Raw genomic sequence first — 1,085 nt, forward strand, 5'->3', positions numbered from 1 at the left:
GGCAATCAGTTTGATGATCTCCCAGTCTGTCTTTGATTCGCCTAGCGGTTCCACGACCTTGCGGATGCGGATGACGCGGCCTTCGATATTTGTGGTTGTGCCTTCATCCTCTGCCCAGGTTGTCGCAGGCAGAACAACATCTGCCAGTTCCGCCGTTTCCGACATGAAGAAGTCATTCACAACAAGGAAGTCAAGGCTTTTGAACGCTTTATAGACATGATTGATATTTGGTGAAGAAACAACCGGGTTCGAACAGATTACATGCATGGCACGGATGGTCTTGTTCACCATCAGATCGAACATCTCGTAGGCAGAAACACCTTCCTTTGGCATTTCCTCTGGCTGAATGCCCCAAACACCTGCAATGTACTCGACATCCTTCGGGTTGGCAATCTTGCGGTAGCCCGGAAGCGCATCGGCTTTCTGGCCATGCTCGCGTCCTCCCTGCCCATTTCCCTGACCGGTAAATGTAGCGACACCTGAAGCGAATTTTCCAATCTGGCCGCGAAGCAGCGCCATGGAAGTATACAGGCTGACATTGTCAACGCCTTTTGTCTGCTGCTCGGCACCGCGGGCAAACATAACAACCGAACGAGGGGATTTTCCGAAAATATGGGCTGCTTTCACGATTTTCTCGACTGTTACACCGGTAATCTTCGATGTATATTCTGGCGTGAATTTTGCGGTCATCTCTTTTAATTCCGCAAAATTATTGCAGCGTTCCCGGACATATTCATGATCGACATAGTCATGTTTGATCAATAAATGCATGATTCCATTAGCCAATGCAGAATCTGTTCCTGGAAGAAGGTCAAGATGGACATCGGCCACACGCGCTGTTGCTGTCTCGCGAGGATCGGCCACAATCAGTTTCGCGCCTTTATCCTTTGCTTTCCAGAACCACTGGATGCTCGTAGGATGGCATTCCGCAGTGTTGGTGCCGGACATGAAGAAGCAGTCTGTATGCTCAAGCTCTGTCCACGGAAGCGTGGATCCGCGGTCCATGCCGAGCGTCTTGTTGAATCCCCCGGCAGCCGAGCTCATGCAATAGCGGCCATTATAATCGATATAAGATCGGAAGAGCA

General features: G+C 50.3%; 1 protein-coding gene. It reads right to left on the reverse strand.

The features are described from left to right. A partial coding sequence (locus WQ57_RS22340; RefSeq protein ID WP_046525899.1) for a molybdopterin oxidoreductase family protein occupies nucleotides 1-1,085 on the reverse strand: 1,085 nt, incomplete at both ends.

The organism is Mesobacillus campisalis, from assembly GCF_000986785.1.
Classification (GTDB): domain Bacteria; phylum Bacillota; class Bacilli; order Bacillales; family Cytobacillaceae; genus Mesobacillus_B; species Mesobacillus_B campisalis.